The sequence below is a fragment of the Bradyrhizobium betae genome, assembly GCF_004123905.1.
In the GTDB taxonomy this organism is placed as follows: Bacteria; Pseudomonadota; Alphaproteobacteria; order Rhizobiales; family Xanthobacteraceae; genus Bradyrhizobium; species Bradyrhizobium betae_A.
Genome location: NZ_MZXW01000057.1, coordinates 136,432 through 155,439, shown reverse-complemented (window position 1 = coordinate 155,439; position 19,008 = coordinate 136,432). Strand labels below are relative to the sequence as shown.

The 19,008-nt window shown below is 61.4% G+C and carries 14 protein-coding genes and 2 pseudogenes; 5 read left to right on the top strand and 11 right to left on the bottom strand.

Annotation, left to right across the window (positions count from 1 at the left end; all coding sequences use genetic code 11):
* On the top strand, positions 1-114 hold a 114-nt coding region (locus B5V03_RS41240), incomplete at its 5' end, for a transposase domain-containing protein (protein WP_143274074.1).
* A gap of 469 nt (positions 115-583) precedes the next feature.
* Here B5V03_RS41240 and B5V03_RS41235 read toward each other — a convergent pair.
* Both B5V03_RS41235 and B5V03_RS43130 read right to left on the bottom strand, forming a co-directional pair.
* On the bottom strand, positions 584-799 hold the full coding sequence (locus B5V03_RS41235) for a hypothetical protein (protein ID WP_129276122.1): 216 nt from the start codon (positions 797-799) through the stop codon (positions 584-586).
* A gap of 1,385 nt (positions 800-2,184) precedes the next feature.
* Positions 2,185-2,416: pseudogene (locus tag B5V03_RS43130) on the bottom strand (hypothetical protein); the annotation flags it as partial.
* Between the two features lie 250 nt (positions 2,417-2,666).
* On the opposite strand from B5V03_RS43130, the gene B5V03_RS41995 reads away from it, so the two are divergent.
* Positions 2,667-2,903 carry a hypothetical protein gene (locus B5V03_RS41995; RefSeq protein WP_164988653.1) on the top strand — a complete coding sequence of 79 codons (237 nt, stop codon included), beginning with the start codon at positions 2,667-2,669 and terminating at the stop codon, positions 2,901-2,903.
* 2,188 nt (positions 2,904-5,091) lie between these two features.
* On the opposite strand, the gene B5V03_RS41215 is transcribed toward B5V03_RS41995, so the two are convergent.
* Together B5V03_RS41215 and B5V03_RS41205 are read right to left on the bottom strand one after the other, a co-directional pair.
* Positions 5,092-5,340: a hypothetical protein gene (locus B5V03_RS41215; protein ID WP_129276120.1), complete on the bottom strand. Its 249-nt coding sequence runs from the start codon at positions 5,338-5,340 to the stop codon at positions 5,092-5,094.
* A 1,317-nt stretch (positions 5,341-6,657) separates the two neighbouring features.
* The gene (locus B5V03_RS41205; RefSeq protein ID WP_129276118.1) at positions 6,658-7,275 is read right to left on the bottom strand and encodes an NYN domain-containing protein; all 618 of its coding nucleotides are present in this window, start codon (positions 7,273-7,275) and stop codon (positions 6,658-6,660) included.
* Positions 7,276-8,024: 749 nt separating this feature from the next.
* On the opposite strand from B5V03_RS41205, the gene B5V03_RS41200 reads away from it, so the two are divergent.
* Entirely contained in the window at positions 8,025-8,468 is a 444-nt protein-coding gene (locus tag B5V03_RS41200; protein ID WP_245502500.1) for a DUF4142 domain-containing protein, read from the top strand.
* A gap of 1,166 nt (positions 8,469-9,634) precedes the next feature.
* Here B5V03_RS41200 and B5V03_RS41195 read toward each other — a convergent pair.
* The 5 genes and pseudogenes from B5V03_RS41195 to B5V03_RS41175 all read right to left on the bottom strand — a co-directional run.
* Entirely contained in the window at positions 9,635-11,893 is a 2,259-nt protein-coding gene (locus tag B5V03_RS41195; protein WP_164988652.1) for a xanthine dehydrogenase family protein molybdopterin-binding subunit, read from the bottom strand.
* Positions 11,890-13,128 (bottom strand): M20 family metallo-hydrolase, encoded by a 1,239-nt coding sequence (locus B5V03_RS41190; RefSeq protein ID WP_129276116.1) that lies wholly within the window; start codon positions 13,126-13,128, stop codon positions 11,890-11,892. Before B5V03_RS41190 ends, B5V03_RS41195 begins: the two co-directional genes overlap by 4 nt.
* A gap of 4 nt (positions 13,129-13,132) precedes the next feature.
* Complete coding sequence (locus B5V03_RS41185) at positions 13,133-14,014, bottom strand: alpha/beta fold hydrolase (protein ID WP_129276115.1); 882 nt, start codon at positions 14,012-14,014, stop codon at positions 13,133-13,135.
* A gap of 25 nt (positions 14,015-14,039) precedes the next feature.
* Positions 14,040-14,822: an SDR family oxidoreductase gene (locus B5V03_RS41180; protein ID WP_129276114.1), complete on the bottom strand. Its 783-nt coding sequence runs from the start codon at positions 14,820-14,822 to the stop codon at positions 14,040-14,042.
* Between the two features lie 24 nt (positions 14,823-14,846).
* A pseudogene (locus B5V03_RS41175) lies at positions 14,847-15,986 on the bottom strand (pyridoxal phosphate-dependent aminotransferase); the annotation flags it as partial.
* Positions 15,987-16,135: 149 nt separating this feature from the next.
* Here B5V03_RS41175 and B5V03_RS41170 point away from each other — a divergent pair.
* Positions 16,136-16,918: a GntR family transcriptional regulator gene (locus B5V03_RS41170; protein WP_129276112.1), complete on the top strand. Its 783-nt coding sequence runs from the start codon at positions 16,136-16,138 to the stop codon at positions 16,916-16,918.
* Here B5V03_RS41170 and B5V03_RS42685 read toward each other — a convergent pair.
* The gene (locus B5V03_RS42685) at positions 16,915-17,130 is read right to left on the bottom strand and encodes a hypothetical protein (RefSeq protein ID WP_245502503.1); all 216 of its coding nucleotides are present in this window, start codon (positions 17,128-17,130) and stop codon (positions 16,915-16,917) included. The genes B5V03_RS41170 and B5V03_RS42685 overlap by 4 nt on opposite strands.
* Here B5V03_RS42685 and B5V03_RS41165 point away from each other — a divergent pair.
* Complete coding sequence (locus B5V03_RS41165; RefSeq protein ID WP_245502502.1) at positions 17,077-18,180, top strand: amidohydrolase family protein; 1,104 nt, start codon at positions 17,077-17,079, stop codon at positions 18,178-18,180. The two genes, B5V03_RS42685 and B5V03_RS41165, sit on opposite strands and share 54 nt — an antisense overlap.
* A gap of 224 nt (positions 18,181-18,404) precedes the next feature.
* On the opposite strand, the gene B5V03_RS41160 is transcribed toward B5V03_RS41165, so the two are convergent.
* On the bottom strand, positions 18,405-19,004 hold the full coding sequence (locus tag B5V03_RS41160; RefSeq protein WP_129276130.1) for an NAD(P)H-dependent oxidoreductase: 600 nt from the start codon (positions 19,002-19,004) through the stop codon (positions 18,405-18,407).
* Between the last annotated feature and the right edge of the window lie 4 nt (positions 19,005-19,008).

The window sequence follows — 19,008 nt, the reverse complement described above, 5'->3', positions numbered from 1 at the left end:
CTCGCCTACCTCACCGACGTCCTGACCAGGATCGTCAACGGACATCCAAACCGCGACATCGACCTGCTACTGCCCTGGGCCTACCGCGCTCAAGCCCTCAAAGCCGTGGCCTGACAGCGACGCTTACACTCGCGAGGGAGCTACAGCAAGATCACCGCCGGTGCATTTCATTCACGCGAGCACGCTCGCCGTAGCACTACGGTCAAGGAGTTGGATGCGGGCTGTTCGTCGCGGGCGTAATATAATGGGATGACGGAAGCATTTGACGACCAACCGCAATTGCAATTCCAGATGCTTGCGAAGGTAGAGCAATGCCGATGGCTCGCACGCCAAATCGGTGATCAGGGAACAGCTCAACGCCTTCTGGATCTCGCAAACGAATACGTGCAGCAAATCAAAGATAGTCTGGATCAAAACGACTAATTAAGCCGGGCCGGCCGAAACTGCTGCGCGCTCTTATTGACCCTTGACGGGGGGCGGCGACCTCCCGCAATCAGATCAGTATGGAGCAGCATCAGCGCATCATCGACGAGCTTATGACCTTCGAGCGGCTCTGCTCGAAGCAGGCCCAGGAGAGCGCGGGTTAGCCGTCTTGGCAGGGAATACCGAAGTTGTCACAAGCGAGAGCGAATGACTCCTTTGCTTTTGTATCCTCGAAGCAGAAGCGAGTGCCGACCTCCGCCTGATCGATCCACCAATCGATGTTACTGCGTTTAGCGATACGGGAGGCTTCGCCGCGTAACAGGTCCAGTTGTCTTCCCGCAGCACGAACGATCAGGCAATTCTTCTCTTTGGACATAATACCATCTCCAATGGCACAGGACGCCGAAGTCATTGGTACAAAAGGACGGCGGCCGGATTAGCTCTAACCGCCGTGGACATGACCCGGCTTTGGGGCAATGACGGGATTGCGAGCCGGGGGCGGACACGCCCTCGGAGGGGCGCTGGGCAAACGTGGCAACAGCAGCAAGGTGCCAAAGCGGAAAGGGCCGCTGTGTTGCGACAGCGGCCCTCTTTCCGGGTTTCAAAGTGTTCGAAATGAAATCGCTGCGCCTCCCCGGTTTGCTTAGTTTTCCCGGTTACCAATGTTCCAGCCATAACCTTTGTTAGTTGGAGTCAGAAGTTTTCTGGGTCCTGCTCGCCCCCTTATGTATCTGTTGATACCTCGCGCCCGGTTGTGGTCTGCTACTGTTTCCCAACGATGGGGGCGACAGGGACCAGCTAAAGAAAGCACTGGGGCAACTCGACCCCCCTCACTGTCCGAATTGCCGCATCACTATGAGATGGCTCCGCTCGGAGCAGTTGCGAGATACCCGGGAACCGATCATGGCCCACCTTTTTGTCTGCCCGAACTGCAACCGCGCTCAGCGGACGGATACGAAGTTCAACCCGGTTAGCGTGCGCCCTGACAAACTGGCATCGGCGCAGCTTCGCGTTGTAAGGGGCGGCCGGTAGGGCCGCCTCAGTTGACCCAACAAGCCCCTGCCGGTGCACTCGACAGGGGCTGCGCAGGTGGATGGCGCGAGGCTCAGGTGTGAGGTGTCGCCCCGAGGACCCGCACCTGATCAGAACGCCGTCGGCTCCTGGTGGGCGCGCAGAAATATTGTGCAATGCGCACAAACAATAGCCCTGCAGCGCACCTGGCGGCTTGTCCCTCATGAAAGCCTTGATCTCTAGGGGTCTTTTGTTTTCTTATAATTTTGCATTCGGCGAAATTCATTTCATGGAGACAGGAAGATGTCGCATTTTGTCCGGCGCTGGACCACAAGCGATATTGAAAAGCTCAAGGCGATGGCGGGGAAGCATTCCCGTCAAAAGATCGCCTCGGAATTAGAACGAGGCCAGTCCGCCATCTCCGTAAAGGCCCATCAACTTCGAATCTCACTGCGAGTGAAAGGGCTCCCGGATCCAACGGCTGCAGGGCGCGGGCCTGTACCCACTCCAGCAACCGCAGGCGACTCCTAAACTTGAAGCAGAAAGGCCACAGCTCATTGGGGGATCAGCGAGCTGGGGCTAGCGAGCGCCTTCCCGCTGAAACCACCGGGAAAAGACGTTTCCGGTCGCGGCACTCGGAGAGACGGCCCCGGCTTGGGGCCTGAGGGTTGATGCCGGGGCCGCTCCGCCAGCTCGGAAAGGTGAGCTAGCAAGACAGCAAGCCGGGCAATAATGCCAGGTTCCTACAGCGGTCAGCAGCCGCACGTAGGTGCGGCTCTCATGCAGCTCAAGCCAGCCCTTCTCGACAGCGCACCTGACGCCGGCACCGAACTCTGCGCCGCTTGCCTTGAGCGTGTAGAGGAAGGGGTAGTTGATCTTCTCGATATGGATTCTGCCGTCCTGTACCGCCTCGATGCCCTGAACGAGCTGGCGGGCGGCGGCTTCCGGATTGGTAAAAGAGGCGTTCGGTGACGTGCTTCATCGCTGGAATCAAAACCCAAGCGTCCATGCTTGGCCTGACTTGCCCGCGACTGTCATGCCATTTGGGGACGATATGCACAGATCCTGCGGAGCCCGTCGAGCCGCAAGTCGACCGGCAGTTGCAGCGGCCATTGAGGTGTTGGAATTGCAGGTTAGCTTCGCGCCGCGCCTGCTGGAAGTGGGCAAAGCGACGGTAGGAACGCTGGAGGCAACTCGGGTTTGTCTGGTTGTCTAGCCCAAGAGGATTCCGCATGATCAATCGAGATCGGAATTACCGCGACAACCCCCAAGCCTGGGTGGTCATCGCCATTGTCGTGATCGCCGCGATTGCCGCGATTTTCTACAGCATCGGCAACCACACTATCGCGTCCAACCAGACCAGCGCGCCCGCAACCACAACCAGCTCAACGAACCCGCCAACAGCGACCGGCTCGGGGGCTGGTCCCGCCAGCGCGCCATCCACAACTCCGGGGACAGGGTCGAAGTAGTGACCGCTTGGCGGCTGGTCGGCGCGTTCAGGACTGAGCCGCTCTCCCATCCAAAAGAAACGACCTCAGCTCCTGCGTCAATGGGGGAAGCTGAGGCCGAGTGTGTGTGGGCGTTCGTTGGAGAACGCTTGCTGGACAAGCCGGCACAGTGACAACGGTTCCCCGCTGGGCATCACGTCGCCTGGCCATGCGCTCCCGGCGCTCTAATCCGCAATTGGATCGGCTGCCGAGAGCATTGGGGGCTGGAAACCAAGCCGTGCCATGTTTCGCTATCCACGCGCAAGGATCTGAGCGGAGTCTTACCAATCCCATTTTCGGAACGGTGTGTTCGTCCATCCGAACACCGAGCTCGGCATCCTCAAGAAAAGGCCGCAACACCTCTCGATGCTGCGGCCCCGCGCCGGGTCAAAAGAACAGGTGAAATATGGACCAGCCCCGGCGTGGGTGATGCTAGGCCCGCGTGTTTCGGGCGCAACATAAATCGTTGTTTCTGCTAGCGGAACCGCGGCGAGTGTTGCAGAATGGACGACAGGGAATCTGACGTTCTAGTGCTGATGATTGCCACGGTTGTGCTTTCAGGCCTAAGCCGTTCGGAGGACGACAGTTGCATGGGGGGCCAATGACGCGTCGGGGCATCAAACGACCAGATCATTCGGAATCTGGAAGCAGAGCTAAAAGCTGTAGATGAGCAGCTTGCCGAGCTAGAATCGCGGCGCGGTATCCAAGAGCACCTTGATGACCAGCGTGCGATCCAACCGCAGCTCCGCCGCAAGATGCACTAAGGCCGCAGTAGGCGGCTTAGAGACGGCCCCGGCTTGGGGGCCTGAGGGTTGATGCCGGGGCCGCTCCGCCGGCTCCCGGTCAAGTGAGCCAGCAAGCGTCCAAGTTTTCCTCTGCGCGTCCGTTCCTCGCTCCCGCGCTAACGTAAATCAGCAGGCTGTCTCGTGGGCAGACAAGCAGGGCAGCTGGGGGATACTGCTCTACAGGAGCGGGGTTTCTTCCTAGGAACTCGGTTCCATGTCCTGCGTTACCGGACATGCCTCGAGAAATCAGGATAACGTTGTGGTCATTGGCAGCCGCCTGCTTGGTGGCCTTTGGGGTCGCGGCTATCGTCTCTCCCCACTGACGTTCCTACCGCGCGTTCGCGCTCGCAAACTGCGGCGGCTTGCCGCTGCTGAAATCCGGCCTCACATCAGCTCCTCGGTTGCCGCATCCGGCGCACACGAAGCGGGGCTCGATATCAGACAAGCGAACATCGTCCGGCCAGCGATCGGCGCTCAGAGCAACGTTGTGACCGCAATGGCAGTAGACCAGGACACGACGTAGGCCCATCTCGCGCAGGTCAGACTGGACTTTTGCCTACAGGAAAGACTCGCGGGCCAAGCTAGTCGGGAATAGGCTGCACCTGCTACGTGCATTTCGGCATGGGATTTCAGAAAAACTATTTTGGAGCAGCCAATGTCAATCTTAAGAGCTATCGCCATGATCGTAATCGTTGCATTCGGGGGCGCCATGATCGCCGCCGGGTTCATGACATCGCCAGCATCGGCTAACAAAATGGATGGCAAGGCTGGGGGCTATGGCTCTCGTGGCTCAGCGAACTATGGTCCCCCGAAGAGCGGCACAGCGAAGCCGCCGACCGCAACGAAGAAGCCTCCTCAGTGAGCCACCAAAGGGCCCGCCGGTTAAGCTGGCGGGCCTCATACGTTGGTGCCCATTTTGGGAGGCGCAAAGTCAGGCCGCACATCCGCGCCGCGACCACCGCAGCCCTGGCAGACGAAGCGCGGCAAGTCGCTATTGCCATGCGCCCAGCGGAGCATGCGCAATGGCGTTGCCATCCTCGTCGTAAACTAAACGACGATGCACATTCCTTTACAACTTAGCTCGGGCAGCTCCGCGAGGATCTGTTGCGCCAGCACGGACGCAAACCGTTGCGCCTCATCCCGATCCAAGATGATAGGGGCGAGATCGGATTCGAACTCGGTCAGATTGCTTATGCTGTAAGTGCAAAGAAGCATGGCTGCTGTCCTCGCCTTGTCGCAGGGGTGTCCCGGTAGCGGCTTAGAGGCGGCCCGGCTTCATTGGGTCTGGAGATTCAAGGCCAGGGCCGCTCCGCCAGCTTGGGCGAGCTAGCGAGACAGCAAGCCCGGCAAAGATGCATGGTTCCTACCGGAGGGCCCAGCAGATCCTAGCCGGGCGTCAGGGGCCGCACATAGGTGCCGCTCTCATGCAGCTCCAGCCAGCCCTTCTCGACAGCGCACCTGATGCCGGCACCGAACTCCGCGCCGCTTGCCTTGACCGTGTAGAGGAATGGGTAGTTGATCTTCTCGATGTGGATTCGGCCCTCCTGCACCTGCTCTATGCTGGCGGCGAGCTCGAGCAGCTTGCGGGCTGCGGCTTGTGGATCGGCAAAAGGGCGTTCGGTGACGTGCTTCATCGCTGGAATCAAAACCTCAAGCCCCTGCTTGGCCTGACTTGCCCGCGACTGTCATGCCAATTCGGGACGATATGCACAGATCCTGCGGCGCCACATAGATGCTGATCAAAATGATCCGTTGGCTCGACCGCAGGTGAATCGCAACCGAGCTTGGAAGGTATATCGCGTCCGTCAAACGTGAGGCCCGAGACATGGGATTTTTGCTCCGAAGCGAGAGGAGCGGTGCACAGAGACGTAGACGTATAAGTCGCTTGTAGAATCGCTCTATGCTGGGTCGGCCAAACCTTACGGGGAAAGCAGGGAATGGTCAGGCCCGGCGCGTCTTACCGGACAATGATGCGTCGGGCCGCGAGTCCGTAGACGCGCATTACGTGGGCTGGCGGCGTCTTGCCCCTGGCAAAATACGGGTTCGGCTGACGAGCGCTCGAGGTTGCAAATTGAGGCCGCTTGCCGCTGCTAAACCCGGTCTGACTTCAGAACCCCAGCTGCCGCATCCACCGCACACGAACCGCGGCTCGATATCAGACAAGCGAACGTCGTCGGGCCAGCGCTGCCAGTGAAACGGAAGCCCCTTCGACACCCGTCGGCGGTTGAAGTCGCGGCACTCTAAAAAGGCGGGCCGGCTCCGGGGCAGGCCCGTGGACCCTCCTGGACCGGGCACGATGATTTCGGTCTTGCGCGGCCGCCTCTCGTCATTGGCGCACAAGCTTGGACCGCATACCCGCGAGCATCGTGTAGGCAAGGCGTCGCCAGATTAGGTTCATCAGGACTAGCATGTGACGTCCCCGTGTTCGATTCCGTTACTTTCAACCCCCTCTGTTTCAGCAAGATTTCGCGGGGCCGGGAAATGGCTTCGTGCGAGGTCGCATGGCGGCGGGTTGTTTGACACCGCGAAGGAGGTCTGAGCAATCGGAATCAGAATGGTGCTCGGTCGCGGCCGTCCCGCGACTCGGCGGCAAAATCTCGCTTTCGAATGGCAATTGGGACGCCGCGGCTGATCGTACAGAAATGGAAAACCTGCGGGGCAGTCACGCTGGCGGGGCTTGTTTTCGATTCGGCAGCCCGGTAGTTGCCCGGAGATGTAAACGCCGATCGATGGATTACCATCCTCACCTTCGGGCGGTCCGGCAATGGCGCGCGGCGGTGACAAGGAAAAGGCGCCAAGCCTCATCTGCAGCAGATGTCAGCGGCCAATGGAGTTTCTCGCGTTGCTACCGGCAATTGCAAACCTACCCGCTGCCTACGCCTACAGATGCATGCTCTGCGTGAGAGTCGATACTATCGTTTTAGGTTGAGGGAAAGCGCCGCCTTCACGGCCTACTCGTGTGGGTCGTTTCCCTTCGGTTCCTGCAAGAATTTAGGCATGTGTCCACGCGCATCACGATCACGCGGGACGGGGCGTTCGGACGGGTCGCGGCCGAGCTTGGACTGCAGCTCGACGAGGTCGGTGAAGACATCGGCCTGGCGGCGCAGCTCGTCGGCGATCATCGGCGGCTGGCTCGCGATCGTGGAGATCACGGTGACCCGCACGCCGCGGCGCTGAACGGCCTCGACCAGTGAGCGGAAGTCGCCGTCACCCGAGAACAGCACCATCTGGTCGATGTGCTCGGCGAGCTCCATGGCGTTCACGGCGAGCTCGATGTCCATGTTGCCCTTGACCTTGCGGCGGCCGGAGGCGTCGATGAACTCCTTGGTCGCCTTGGTGACGACGGTGTAGCCGTTGTAGTCGAGCCAGTCGATCAGCGGCCGGATCGAGGAGTACTCCTGATCCTCGATGATCGCGGTGTAGTAGAACGCCCTAAGCAGCGTGCCGCGGCTCTGAAACTCCTTCAGCAGGCGCTTGTAATCGATGTCGAAGCCCAGAGTTTTCGCCGTCGCGTAGAGATTGGCTCCATCGATGAAGAGCGCGGTCTTGTCGGTAGAGGAAGGTGACATTCAGTTCACGCTTTCCGTGAAGCAGCGCAGATTGAGCTGGAAAGGTTGGGGAGACCGCGACACGGATATCTCGGCCGCATTCTAGATAGATCGCTAGCGAAGATCTTAGAGTACAGACGGATGCTTTAAGCTTCAACTATTTTCGACCGAACTGAGAACTCCGACGTTAGCCGAAAGTTGGTCTGTCGGATCTGTAAAGTCTCCTGTCTAATTTCGGGTGTTTTTTCGGGGTGCTCGCGCCATGACAGTTGGCGATTTTGCTCTCTTAGATCTTTGGATCCATCGGCGCGGCCGCGGCTGGCGATGGTCTGTTTCAGGTCCGCGCGGAAATGTTCTGTTAGCCGGGAGCGAGAGAAGCCGGCCCGCAGCGCAATACATGGCTGCTCGGGCCCTCTTCCAGTTGCTGCTGACCGCTCCTTATCTAAATCGAAGAAGATCAAAAGTTGCGTCGGAGCCTTATCAGCTACCTGAATGCGAGGAGGGATGTTCACGGGCCAGGCAATTAGGCCGAGGAGAACATCGCGGCCAGTGAGGCGGGTCTGCACCTCGGAGCGGGTGAGCGGTAGGCAGGCGCCCCACCGATACGTTCGAAGGACTGGTGCACCGAGCAACCGTTACTACCGGAAGGACAATCACGCGGTCAGGATGTGCGCAATTGGAACCTCTTCTGCAACTGGATTGTTCATGGGCGAACAACCCGCAGGAGTTGCCGATGAACAGAATGCTTGTGTCGCTCGGGGACAGCAACCTTGATCGCGATCTCAATTGCCAACGCGTCTGCGAAAGATAAGCAAAGCGAAACGTTCCTCAGGAAGGCAATCGAGGGCAATTTCGCTGAAGTGAGCATAGGAGAGCTGGCGCAGCAGAACGGGCAGAGCGATGCTGTCAAGTCGTTCGGCAGGATGCTCTCCACCGACCACGCTGCCGCCAATCAGAAGGCTTTAAATGCCGCCCAAGCAGCAGGAATGAACCCACCGAGCGGCCCGAGTGCGAAGCAAAAAGCCGACCACGACAAGATGGCAAAGATGTCCGGCACAGGTTTCGATAAGATGTTCGCTACCCACATGGTCGCAGATCACCAGAAAGATATCGCCGAGTACAAGAAAGCATCCAAAAGCAAGGATGCTGCCGGTGAATATGCTTCCGGCCAGATAGATACGTTGCAAAAGCATCTGGACACGCAAAATCGTTGAAGGCGGGTCAATGAATCCGAGGCGGGAATTGGGCCTTCAGGATCACGGCAACACATTCCGGTGGAGGGCCCATTCGGCCGATGGGACCGATTACGAACGCAAGAGCCGCCTGAATCCTCAGCCCAGCGTCATCGAGCGCGTTTACTCCATGGCGGGGATGGAGTTGCACGTGATCACAGCGGGGCGGTCCTCTGCCAGCGCCTGCCCGAATGTGAGCTGCGAATTCACTAAACTCCTGGCGGGCCCTGAGCCACGTCCAGGACATGGCGATCCGAGCCGACGGTGATGATCGTGCAGCTCTTTTGAGCTCCGCCTTGATCGGTAGGGAGAGCGACATGCAATTGTCCGCCGTACCACTCACCGGGAGGAACGTGTTGTCTTTGATCACTGCTTACTCGAGCACGGCCATGTTGCGCTGGGCCGCCTCGACCGTCCTGGCGATCATTGCATCGTTTTAAGCGGCAGCGTTGCCCTGTGCGATTGCCGCTGCCGTTGGGCTGTAGAAGGTGCCTGTCCGGCCGCTAGGCGTTGTCTAGCTGCCTTAACCGGCGCGAGATGCGCTGTATGCGTTGGCGCCGCAGCGGCGCCGGTTGGGAGCGCGGCCGCCAACTGCCGGTTCTCTTCCTCTTGAACCAGCATCTCGTAGGTGACGATCTTCATTTCGAAGTCGGATCCCGCGGCGTGCTGGATTGCTTCGACTTGTCCGACTCTGCTCCGCGCAAAATGGCCGAAAGCCACGGTCCCCGGGTTCAAAGAGGACAGTAGTCAGGACCGTAGATTGCTCTCGGCGCAGACGAAAAAACCGAGCCATTTCAAGCCGGTTGACAGGACACCCCTGGTCCCGAACATGCCGAGGCGTTCAGTGCTTTGCCGACAACCTAAGAGTTGGTGCAGGAGTAATTGTGTAGGCACTGATAAGCTTTGGTCGCAAATGGAGTCAGTCCGTCAACTGATAAGGTTTCATACGATAGCTTATCAGTCGGGGCTGGCGTGGATCGGGACGTATTGGGGCGCCCCCAGGCACTTGGCAGCCAGAAGCGAACAACGTGCGGGCGCGTCCGTGGTACGCTAGCCTGCGATATCGGCTTCTGGTCCTTGTTCGGATAAGCACAGCGGCATCAGCGGCGTACGCGTACGCGTAAGATGAGACGTGAAGCTCTTCACGGCTATAGCGTGCGATGGTTGCGAATGGCTCGCCAAAGCTTTTCGCTAGTGAATGGCGGATCGAGATGCAGGATTCCGAGCGGCGCGAGCGCATCGATGATGGCATTGGCGACTGCGGCCGGCGATCCGGTAGCGGCGGCTTCCCCGACCCCCTTGACGCCGAGCGGATTGTCGAGCGCCCGCGAGGGCTGGATGTCCGTTGCGATATATGGCAGGTCAGTGGCCCGTGGCAACGCATAATCGTTGAGCGAACCGGAGAGGAGTTGGCCGTCGGCCTCGTCATAGACGATCTGCTCCATCAGGACCTGGCCTACGCCTTGGGCCATGCCACCATGAAGCTGACCGATGAAGATCATCGGATTGATGACAACTCCCGAATTCTGCGCGATGGCATAGGTGAGCAGGCGAGCCGTCCCTGTTTCCTTCTCGACCTCGATCTCACAAGCATGGCACGAGGCGGTGACATTATGTCCTGTCCCGGCGAACGCCGCACCTGCCGTGAAGTCCGGCGCATGGGCGAAGATATCGTCCCAGCGGAGACAGCGATCCGTGCCGACCACACGAAACAGGCCGTCAACAAACTCGACGTCGGTGCGCGAGACCTCAAGGAGTTCGCCGGCAATCGCGAGAGCCTTCTCAATCGCGGCGGCAGTTGCCAAATGCACGGATGAACCGGCAAGGGTGGTGGACCACGAGGCGGCCGTTCCGACGCCTTCGCTCATGCGTGCGGTATCGGACTGCACGAAGCCGAGACGCTCCATGGGCAGTCCCAGACGCTCCGCGGTCATCTGGAGAAACGTCGTTTCGTGTCCATGACCGGCCGAGCCCGTTCCGACGACTAGCTCCAGTCGCTCGCCGCTCCACTCAAAGCGTGCGGGGATCGGCTCGTTGGAGCCGTGGAGATCTTCCGCGAACAGCGCGACACCGAACCCGCGCAACCACCCTGAGCTAGCGCTCGTTCGCCGCCGTGCGCGGAAGTGATCGTAATCCAGCCGCGCCAGCGCCGCTTCGAGCAGGCCGTGGAAGTCGTGACCGTCGAAAGTGGTACCGAGCGGCGATGTCAATGGCTGCTGCTTGCTGCTTAGGCAATTTGCACGCCGCCATGCGATCGGATCCTTGCCGCAGTTTCTTGCGACGACGTCGACAAGACGCTCGCAGGCATAGACATTCTCGGGGCGGCCAGCGCCGCGATACGAGCAGGTCGGCGCAGTGCTGGTGAAGACACCATCGACACGCACGTGAGCTTGAGAAACAGGGTAGACGCCCGTCAGGTGCGTCAGGCCGTTCTGCACCGGCACCATCGATCGCGACGATGCGTAGGCGCCGAGATTCATTCGTCGAGTCGCCTCAATTGCCAGGATGCGGCCTTCATCGTCGAGGGCAGCGGCAAGATGAAAGTGATTGTCGCGCGCGTGACACCCGGAGCTGATCGCCTCGCTGCGCTCGGGTATCCATTTCACAGGACGGGAGAGGCGGCGTGCAGCCTCAAGGCACAGGACGTATTCGGGGTAGACACCGTTTTTCTGGCCGAAGCCGCCGCCAGTGTCAGGCGCGACCACGCGCATGCGTTCGCGGGGCACACGGAAGATCCGGTCCGCCAATGAGCGCTGCAGGATTTGAACGCGTTGTGTCGAGACGTGCAGCGTGAAGGTGTCATCCTGAAAATGGCCGAGGCAGCCGCGCGGCTCCAGCGGTAGCGCGTCGACCCGGTGCACAGGAATGTCGAGCTCCACAATGCGGCGGGCAGCCGCCATAAGCGCTTTCACCGCTGTGGCATCGCCTTCCTCGTACGAAAAGTCCGGGGCGCCGGCCGATAGGTTCGGCAAGGGCTCGCATGGCTCCATGTCGATGATGAGCGCCTCGGCTGCGTCTTTTGCGGCCCCCATGCTCTCGGCAACAATGAAAGCGAGCGGGTCGCCGACGTAGCGTACCTCCTCGATGGCAAGAACCGGTTGCGGGCGAGCCTGCCACGTCTCGAAAGTCGCGCCCGGCGGCGGCAGGTCAACCGGAACATGTGCCAGGCCAGCGGCCTCGAGATCCCTCCCGGTGAGAACAAGATGCACACCGAACATTGTCCGCGCCTCAGAGGCATCGACTGACAGGCCGCGAGCGTGTGCGCGGAGAGAGCGGACGACCAGGCCATGCAGCATCCCTTTGGGCCACAGATCGTCAGTATAGCAGCCCCGCCCAGTCACGAAGCGAAGGTCCTCCCGGCGCCGCACAGGGGTACCGATCAATGACCCGGTCGGCGGGCTGGTCATGCTTCGCTCGCGAGCGTCCACACGGTATCGGCAAGGACGCGCGTGCCCGCGGTGAGGTCGTCTGGCTCGCTCCATTCGGCCGGGTTGTGGCTGATGCCGTCGCGGCATGGCACAAAGATCATGCCTGTCGGGCAGACATAATGCAGCTGTCGCGCGTCATGACCGGCTGCCGAATGAATATCCTGATGCGGAAACCCGAGCACCTGCGCGCAGCGCGCGATGGTCGCACGGACCGCGGAATCGAAGGTCAGCGACGGCGAGTGCTGGATTTGTTTCAGCTCGACGGTACAGGGGCCGCGCTCACGCTCGACGATCTTGCGAATCTCGGTATCGAGCCGATCGACTACTGCATTGTCGGGATGACGCAGGTCGATTGAAAACAAGGCGTCCGCCGGTACTACCGAGGGGGCATTGGGCTTGATTTCGAACAGGCCGACAGTGAGCTTGGTATCGGCAGGGCTCGATGCGGCCGTATCGATGGCGGCGATCATGCGCACTGCAGCCATTAACGCGTCCTTGCGCTCGGCGCGGTCGGCGGTGCCTGCGTGCGCCGGCTCGCCGTGGACGCGCACGCGGTAGCGCCGGGTGCCTTGGATGCCGGTGACGACGCCGACCGGAATGCCGGCGCGTTCGAGGAGGGGGCCCTGTTCGATATGGGCCTCGACGAAAGCTGCGACCTCAAATTGGAACGGCCTGTGCGGGATATCGACATCGGCACCAAGAACGCCGGCGAGTGCGTCGCCGAGCCGGACCCCCGCGGCGTCGGCGTCGCTTTCGATGATGGTGAGCTGACGCGTGCCGGTAAAGAGATCCGAGCCGGTCATGCCGGGCGAGAAACGAGAGCCTTCCTCGTTGGTCCAAGCCACCACCTCGATGGAGCGTCGGGGCTGCAAGCCGGCGTCACGAATGGCTTGCACCGTCTCCAGCGCGGCGATCACGCCGTAGGCGCCGTCGAACTTGCCACCGGTCGGCTGGCTATCGATGTGGGAGCCGGTGAGGATCGGCGGCAGTGACGGCTCCGCGCCGTCGAGACGCAGAAAGAGATTGGCGGCGGCGTCAGTGTAGGGACGAAGGCCGAGTTCTCGTCCCCAGCGCACCAGCTCGGCGCGAGCGAGAATTTCACCGGCTGTGAGTGCCTGGCGATCGACGCCGCCATCCTCGCGCGCACCAAAGCGGGCGAGATCCATCAGCCGTGCCAACAGCCGCGCGCCATCTACGCGATCGGAAGGGCGCATCGCCTCAGTCCGTCCGCATGATCTGCGCCGGATTGGCGCGTGGGTCGCGCTTGTTCCAGCGACCGCTTTCGACCTGGGCGAGGAATTCCGATAGCAGATGGTTGAACAGCGCTGGCTCCTCGAGATTCAGCGTGTGGCCGCTCTTCGGAAATACGGCGAGGCCACAGGCGGGCACCGTCTTCTTTAGGAAAATGCCAGGTTGCAAGCAGTGGTCATCCTCATCGCCAACCATTACGAGCACGGGCGGCTTCATGTTGCTGAACTCCGGCTCTAGATCGTAGAGCGAAGGTCGCTGCATCTGGACGCCGCGCATGGTGTTGGCGGCGCCCTTCGATGAATGCTTACCCAGCCGTTCGGCAAACAACCCCCAACCGCGCGGGTCCTTCTCCTGAAACTGCACGCGCGAGGCGCCCTCGGCATAGGTCTTCGCGAAAAGCTCCGAGCCCTGCTTTTCGAAGTTCCTGGCGACCTGCTCGGAGATACCCTTGAAGTACTCTTCATAGGCTTTTTCGGCGCCATACCCGGCGCCCGCTGCGCAGACCGACTGGACGCGCTCGGGCCGGCGCAGGCCAGCATGCAGAACGGCGAAGCCGCCCATGGACAGGCCGACCAGATGAGCCCTGGCCAGGCCGGCGCAGTCCATGATGTCGAAAATGTCATCCGCCGCGCGCGCCTGCGAGTAGGACGTTACGTCTTGGGGGATTTCAGACGGCGGAAATCCGCGCGCAGCGAAGGTCAGACACTGGTGACGCCGCGTGAAGAAGCTCATCTGCGGCTCCCAGCTCCAGTGGTTGCCGCCGAACTCATGGACGAAGACGATTGGCGTGCCGGATCCAGCCGTCTCATAATGCAGCTTCACGCCATCGGATGTTGTCGCAATTGCCATGGCAGGATCCTGCTGTTCAGTTTAATCAAACGACCGAGCGCCGTGAGGCGATCCCGCCGTCGACTGTGACGATGGTGCCGGAGGTGTAGCCGGAGCGGAAGGAGGCGAGAAAGAGGAATAAATCGGTGATTTCGTGGATCTTCGCCGGGCGCTTGAGCGGATATTTTGCCAGCAATTCGCCATACCGTGCCGGATCGCCCAGCGTATTCTCCGCGAACTTCCGCAGCATGTTGTAGATCCGCGTCGTGTCGACCGGACCTGGATTGACGCCGACGACGCGGATATTGTCGTCGAGGCTGCGACCGCCGAGAGCCCGCGTCATCGCCATAATTGAGGCGTTACCCGCGGCACCCTCAATATATTGCGGATCGCAGATCTCGCCGCCATTGCCAATATTATTGAGAATGACGCCGCCGCCGCGCTCCTTCAAGCGCGGATAGACGAGGCGGATCATGTCGGCATACCCGAAGCCTTTGAGAGCCCAGCCTTCGCGCCACTTCTCCGGCCCGATGTCGAAGATCGTGCCGCTGGGAATGACGCCGGCATTGTTGATCAGGATGTCGACGTTCCCTGCTTCGTCGACGATGCGCTCGGGGGCCCCGGATTCGGTCATGTCGACGGCGGTCGACGTGATGGTCACGTCGTTACGCTCGCGGATCTCGCGCGCCAGCGTGGCAAGCTTCTCGGCCGACCGCGCCGTGAGGTGAAGATGGCATCCCTCGCCGGCGAAGGCATGGGCGAGACCTTCGCCGATGCCCTGCGAGGCGCCCGTGATCACAACCTTTTTGCCACCTAATTGCAAATCCATCGCGCCGACCCTCAGCTACAGTTGTCAGAACAGCGGCGTGTCCAGGTTGATGCCGCGCGCCCGCTCCATCATCGCGGGCAGCAGTTCAAGGAATTCCTCCACCCACACCTGCGGCACCGATGTCGATACCTTGACAAAGCGGTCGCCGAAATTCGGGGTGTGGTAGGCGCCCTGGCGGATCATGATCCCGCGCTCGCCATAAGCGGCGGCCAGCGCCTCCGGCTGCACCCCGCTCGCGCTGCATTCGATCACGATAAAATTGCCGTTTGAGGGATATACGGGCATCGAGAGGCCTTCCACGCGGGGCAGGGCCTCGTAGATCATCGCCTGGTTGCGGCGCGTGATATCCAGTACCTGCGGAAACCACTCGGCCTTGATCGCAAGACCGGCGAGGGCAGCCCGCTGCGACAAAATGCTTGAGCCGAGATTGTTGGGCGGGGCGGCTGCAAGTTGCTCGAGGACCTCGGGATCCGCAATGATTGCGCCGACACGGAGCCCGGCAAGACCGAGCCATTTCGAAAAGCTGTAGATTGTGATCGTACGCTCCGGATAGATCGAAGCGGCGAGGTGATGCTCGTGCGCGAAGTCGCGATACGTGCAGTCATGCACCAGCCATGCTCCGGCCGTGCGCGCGATCTTAGCGACCTCCTCGATCTCAGCCTTCGTGCAGGCTACGCCGAGCGGATTGTTCGGATCGACAATGTAGATCATCTTCGTGCGCGGTGTGATCGCCGCGGCGAGACGAGCCGGATCGAGCCGGTAATTGTACTCCGCGCCATAAATCGGGATCTGGGTCACCGTGGCGCCGACCGAACGAGCAAACGCCATCGGCCAGTTCCAGGTCGGGTCGGTTGTGATGAATTCGTCACCGGCGCGCAGCAGGGTGTGGCAGACGTGATAGAGCGAGGCGACGGCCCCATCCGAGACGAGGGCGGCCTGCGCGGGTAGCCCCACATCGGCAACGATGCCAGCGCGCAGCGCCTCGAGGCCGGCAGGCGGGGCATAGACGTGGAACTGCTCGTCCCGCGCGCAGGCGACCATGGCGTCGATGACGGCCGGATGGGCGGGAATGTGGTTGGTGTTCTGGCCCAACCATTTCAGGCCAGGGGTGTTCACCAGCCGGTCGAAATGGGCGTTGCGGGTCTCAAAGCGCTTCATGGGACGGGGCCTCGACTTTCGCTCTCTTTAAGCTGAAACGTGCATGCCAACAAGCCTTTTTGGCATGCAATCGCGTGCGAGGTGGTTTTTCTGGCTGCGGCGATGTACAAACATGCTCTACTTCGAATCCCTCATTGCAAGGCTTGCTGCGCCTCATGACTGCACGCACCACTGCCCAATCCAGCCGTCCGCGTCGCGCGCGGCCAGTCGCCGACACCAATCCGCCTGCGAAACAATCGCCGAAGCCGTCGCGCGGCGAGGATTCCTCCCTGGCGAGCGACATCGCCGAGCGGATGGAAGAGGAGATCCTGCGGGGGCGTGTCCGTCCTGGCTCGCGGCTCGACGAGCGCGAGCTGTCCGATCGCTACCAGGTTTCCCGGACGCCGGTACGCGAGGCACTGCAGCGGCTCTCGGCGAGCGGTCTTGCCGTCGCGCGTGGGCGCCAGGGACTTCAGGTCGCGCAGATGTCGGTTGCGGACCTGCTCGATGCGCTCAGCGTGGTTGCCGAACTGGAGGCGCTGGCTTGCGTGCAGGCGGCGCGCCGGATCACGCATGAGCAGCGTGATGTGCTGCGCAAGGCGCACGAAGCCTGCGGTAAGGCGGCCATCAGCGGCGATGCCGATGCCTTCTATGACGCCAATATCGATTTCCACAATGCCATCGCTGAGGCGTGCCATAATCGCGTGCTGCAGGATGAACTGCGCAGGCTGTCGCTCAAGACCGCGCCGTACCGCCGTACGATTACTTTCCAGCCCGGACGGATGATCTCCTCCCAGCTTGAGCACGAGCAGGTGCTGCGGGCAATCATCGACAATGATGCCGCCACTGCCGGTACCCTGATGCGCAATCACTTGGCCATGCTCAGCGACGGCATCGCCGATTTCCTGCACTTTGTGCGGCGGTCGGAACATTCTGGCCTCTTTCTTGAAAACCCTTAGCGCCGGGAGCTCGTCCGATGCGCCTCGAACTCCTTCTCAGGGGTGGACGGATCTGCCGAGAAGGCGCAAGCGCGCCGGAGCTCCTCGACATCCGGATCGGAAAGAACGGTCGCATCTCCGCAATAGGGCGAGCGTTGCCCGCGGACGGCGCGGAGGTGATGGCCCTTGAGGGCCGCCTCGTGGTGCCGGGTCTCGTCGACATCCACCAGCATCTCGACAAGTCTCGCACCCGCGCGCTGATCAATAATCCGGCAGGAACGCTGGAGGGCGCCATCGCGGCGTACAGGGGCATCGCGCCGACGATCACGGCGGAGGACATGATCGCGCGCGCGCTGCGGACCGTCGAGAACTGCAGCGCCCTCGGCACGGTTGCAATCCGCACGCATACCAATATCGATCCGCAGACTGGACTGCGCGGGATCGAGGCGATGGTCGCCATGCGCGAGCGATGCCGCGACCGGATGCACATCCAGGTGGTGGCGCATCTGACCGGCGAGGCGCCCTCGATGCTCGTTGAAAGCGAAGAGTGGCTGTCCGCTGCGCTGGCGCTCGGCGCCGACGTGATCGGCGGTGTGCCAGCCTATTCTCGCGAGCCGCTGGCCTTCATGGAACTGCTTTTCGACACGGCAGAGCGTACCGGCCGGCCGCTCGACATGCATATCGACGAGCATATTGATGCTGGCAGGGTGCTGTTCGACGCACTTGCCCGCATGACGCGTGAGCGCGGCCTCGCCGGGCGCGTCGTTGCGGGGCATTCTTCCGCTCTCGGCGCGATGCCGCGCGATGATGCGCTGCGCACGATCGACCTCCTGCACGAGGCCGGGGTTGCCGTCGTGACGTTGCCCGCGGCCAATCTCTTCCTGCAGGGGCGCAGCGCCGATCGATTGGTGCCGCGGGGGCTCACGCGTGTTGGCGAACTGATCGCGCGCGGCGTGCCGGTGGCAGCCGCTTCCGACAATATCCAGGATGCTTTCGTGCCGACAGGCTCCGGCGATCTTCTCGAGATTGCGCGCTGGACCCTTTTGGCCGGTCATCTCGGCATCAACGATCTCGGACAAGCTTTCGACATGGTAAGCCGCATCCCGGCCGGGTTGATGGAGCTCGATGCTGGCTTGCGCGTGGGTGCGCGGGCTGATCTTCTCGTTGCGCGCTCGGATGACGTCGAAAGCCTCGTCGCCGGTGGGGCACGCGAGCGCACCGTACTGTTCGGCGGGCGGGTCGTGGCTTCGACCTTTTCGGTTGCCGATACGGATCACGCCTGATCTCCGAGCTTCAACCAGAACCGATGGCTTGCAGGGGGCGGAACGGAAGGGGGCGGCCGGCACCCGCACGCAAGCGAGAGTCCGGCGATCAATAGAGTTTGTGCCGATCGGCAGGAAAGCCGGGCTGGCTCGGCACCGAGGGCGTTTCGGTCGGACGGGGCACCGCGAACGCTTACGCGTCTGCCGAGACGATCTATCGCGGTCGATCTGCTCACGTTATGTCCTCAACCGAGTTTCCGCATCTCGGAGCTCACCCGCTGCAGAAACGGAGCGTGATCCCGCGCCTCATGCAATGCGTCGCTACGATGCAGGTTGTATAGCGGCAGGTAACGAACGCGAACATCCTTCGCCATGAACCAGCGCAGATAGCGCGTGATGATGCGTCGCGGCGGATCGCCGATATACCATGCGTCGAGACGCGAACGGCCATACGTCGTCACGCCGACGAGATGGCGGATGTGACGTAGATTGGGATGCATGCGACCGTCATCCCCGAGCGCGAAGGAGACGCCCGGGATCAGGACCCGATCCATGAATCCTTTTAGGATGGCCGGTGGCCCGAAGCACCACACCGGAAAGCAAAGGATCAGCGCCTCGGCCGCGAACAGGCGCTCGACATAGTGCTCGACGCCGGTACGATTGACCGCAGGATCGAAATAGCGGCTGCGCATGCCCGCATCGAGAACGGGCTGGAAGTTCTCCGCGTAGAGATCGCACACATCGACTTCGTGTCCAGCGTCATTGAGAGTCTGGACGATCGTCCTGCGTAGAGCGCAATTGAAGCTCTCTTCAAGAGGATGAGCCGTGACTACGAGTGCACGCATGTGT